Genomic DNA, 3,413 nt, shown 5'->3' with positions numbered 1-3,413 from the left:
CCCGTACCAGGACCACCGGGCGCCGCACCGGCACCCGTTCCACCGCCGACGCCGAAGGCGCCGCCGCGCTGTCCGTCCCGCCCGTCAAGAGTCATCGCCGAGGCCCCCGAACGCCGTCACACCGGAACACCGCGCAAGCGTGCCACACCGGGGCCGCCCGCTCGGGCCATGGGCCAGGACTCCACCCATCCGGGGCGCATACCCGCACCACGTCCCCGGCCTTCACTCGAACGAGGGAGCGGGACGCCCGGCAGCGGTCGCGCCCGGCGCCGCCCTCCACGAGGACGGCCCGGACCGCGCCGGGCGCCGGGGCTCAGCCGGCGGAGTGCGCCCGCAGCCCCTCCAGCAGGATCTCCAGCAGCCGCGCGGAAGCGGCCTGCTGGTGCCCGGGGTCGGGCAGCGCGGGCGCACCCGTGGCGATCACCAGGAGCACATCGCCCACGGTCACCTCGGGCCGCAGCTTCCCCGCGGACCGGGCGCGCGCCACGAGCCGTCCCACGACCTCCAGCAGCGCCTGCGCGCCCCCGGCTTCCTCACCAGCGGCCTCCGCGGCCGCCCCGTCCGCCGGTTCGGCACGCTCCGCGGCCTCTCGGGAATCGGCCGAAAGTGATGCCGTACCCCCCGCTGCCCACTGCGCGGCCTCCGCCCCCGGGGCGGGCCGCTGCTGCGGCACCCGCGCCGCCGGGGACGCCTCCTCCGCCGGTCCGGCCGCCCCGTCCGCGCCCACCCGCAGCACGCTCGGCGGCAGCAGCCGCCCGGCGCCCGAGGCGACCGAGGTACGCAGGAAGCGCGCGAGCGCCGCCCAGGGGTCTTCCTCCTGGCCGAGCGCCGCCCGCGCCTGCTCCGTGAGCCGCGCGGTCTCCTCCTCCGCTATCCGGCGGACGAGGACGTCCTTGCTGGGGAAGCGGCGGTAGACCGTGCCGACGCCGACCCGGGCGCGGCGCGCGACGTCCTCCATCGGCGCGCCGTACCCCAGTTCGCCGAAGACCTCCCGCGCGGCGCGCAGGACGTGTTCCAGGTTGCGCTGGGCGTCCACGCGCAGCGGCGTACTGCGCCCGCCCGGTCCGGAGCCCGCGCCCCGTGCGCCGTCCTTCGCGGCGGTGCGCCCGCCGTCCGTGTTCGTGCCGTCGCCGGTGTGCGTCGTGGTGACGGTGGCCGGCCAATGAGTGCCCTGTGAATGCATATGTGATCCCCCGGTCATGACGTCTCCCCCCGGAGACTCCCCGCCCTGACGGTGGTGGTGACCGGATGAGAACGGTCACCCCAACGGAATACGAACATAGTTGAGCTCAGGTCAAGAATGAAGGGGGCGGTTCCGCGCCGCTCGCCCCCCGTTCGGAGTAGGGCGCCGACACGTTTCCTCCGCGTTCCCTTCCCGCGTCCGCCATCCACCATCTGACCTGCGCACCTCGCCCTCCGCCCGCGGAATTCACGCCTCCGCCCCACCGTGCCACCCGCCCGCGGGTTTCGCCCGGCCTGTGGACAAAGCCCGGTCGGAGGTGCGTCATGGAACACAGTGCCGCGCCGCCCGGGACGCGGCATCCCGAGGGCCGCCGTGCCGCCGGCCGGCCACCGGGCGGTGCCACCCGGGCTCGTCGAGCACGCGAGGAGCACCTCTGTGATGGCTGGGTCATCCCCCGACGTGACGCGCGTCCTGGTGGTCGGCGGCGGCTACGTGGGCATGTTCACCGCCCTGCGCCTCCAACGGAAGCTCAGGCGGGAGCTGCGCCGGGGGAGCGCGGAGATCACCGTCGTCGACCCCGAGCCGTACATGACGTACCAGCCGTTCCTGCCCGAGGCCGCGGCCGGTTCCGTCTCCCCGCGCCATGTCGTCGTCCCGCTGCGCCGCGTCCTGCCGCACTGCCGCCTGATCATCGGCGAGGTCACAGCCCTCGACCACACGGCGCGTACGGCGACGGTGGAGACCCTGGCCGCCGAGGAGACCGGCACCGGACACCTCGAACTGCCCTACGACGAGGTGGTCCTCGCCCCCGGCTCCGTCTCCCGCACCCTCCCGGTCCCCGGTCTCGCCGAGTCCGGCATCGGCTTCAAGACCGTCGAGGAGGCCATCGGGCTGCGCAACCACGTCCTCGAACAGCTCGACATCGCCTCCTCCACCCGCGATGTGGAGGTCCGCGACGCGGCACTGACCTTCGTCTTCGTCGGCGGCGGCTACGCGGGCGTGGAGGCGCTCGCCGAACTGGAGGACATGGCGCGCTTCGCCGTCCGCTACTACCACAACATCGAGCCCGGCGACATGCGCTGGGTCCTCGTCGAGGCCACCGAACGCATCCTGCCCGAGGTCGGCGAGGAGCTGGGCCGCTACACCGTCCGCGAACTGCGCGCCCGCAACATCGACGTCCGCCTCGGCACCCGGCTGGAGTCCTGCGAGGACCGCACCGTCGTCCTCAGCGACGGCTCCCGCCTCCCCGCCCGCACCCTGGTGTGGACGGCCGGCGTCAAACCGCACCCGGTGGTCGCCGCCACCGGGCTGCCCCTCAACGACCACGGCCGCCTCACCTGCACCGCCGCCCTCCGGGTGGACGGCGTCGACCACGCCTGGGCGGCCGGCGACGCGGCCGCCGTCCCCGACCTGACGGCCGAGCCGCCCGCCGACCCGGACGCGCCGCCCGTGCTCTGCGCCCCCAACGCCCAGCACGCCGTACGGCAGTCCAAGGTCCTCGCCGCGAACCTCGCGGCGGCGGTGCGCGGCGGCCCGGTCACCGAGTACGCGCACAAGTACGCCGGCTCGGTCGCCACCCTGGGCCTCCACAAGGGCGTCGCCCATGTCTACGGCCGCAAGCTGAAGGGGTATCCCGCGTGGTTCATGCACCGCGCCTACCACCTCGGCCGGATGCCGACGTTCAACCGCAAGGCCAGAGTGCTCGCCGAGTGGGTCCTCGCCGGGATGTTCAAACGCGAGATCGTCTCGCTCGGCTCGCTGGAGAACCCGCGCGCCGAGTTCGAGCTCGCCGCCGGCACCGGACGGCACAACGAAGCCAGCTGAACCCCTGCGCACCACCCGGAACCACCGTTCCCAGGGCCACTTGACCACCGTCGTCCCCGGGAACGCCCGCCGGAGCGCACGGGGCGCGACCCGCCGCCACTGCGCCGCCCGGACGAACACGGAGCGCGGAACTCCGCCCGGACCCCCGGCGTCTGACGAATGTCAGACCGGTCGGTCACACTGGACGTGTGACCATGGGTGGGCTCGTATCTGCGAAGAGTGACAATCACGAGGATTGTGGACGTTTGCTGCATTCCACCAGAGGGCGCGGACACCGCCCCCAGCCGACCCCTCCCCAGCCCCCGGCCGGGAGGCCCCAGGCCGGCCTCCCGAGCCCGCGCGACGACGCGAAGTAAGAGGTAGCCCTCCGTGATCTTCACGCGCTGGAGCGCCAGGCTCCCCGGCA

At 74.2% G+C, this 3,413-nt stretch carries 2 protein-coding genes; one reads left to right on the top strand and one right to left on the bottom strand.

Features of this window, described 5'->3' with window-relative positions; all coding sequences use genetic code 11:
- Window positions 1-313: 313 nt before the first annotated feature.
- Complete coding sequence (locus AC51EU_RS28780; RefSeq protein WP_496270023.1) at window positions 314-1,183, bottom strand: TetR/AcrR family transcriptional regulator; 870 nt, start codon at window positions 1,181-1,183, stop codon at window positions 314-316.
- Window positions 1,184-1,621: 438 nt separating this feature from the next.
- Here AC51EU_RS28780 and AC51EU_RS28775 point away from each other — a divergent pair, with 438 nt between their 5' ends.
- Window positions 1,622-3,007, top strand: coding sequence for an NAD(P)/FAD-dependent oxidoreductase (locus AC51EU_RS28775; RefSeq protein WP_496270022.1), 1,386 nt, complete (start codon window positions 1,622-1,624; stop codon window positions 3,005-3,007).
- Window positions 3,008-3,413: the final 406 nt, after the last annotated feature.

This window comes from Candidatus Streptomyces philanthi (assembly GCF_059553635.1).
This window is presented reverse-complemented; position numbering and strand designations above follow the sequence as displayed.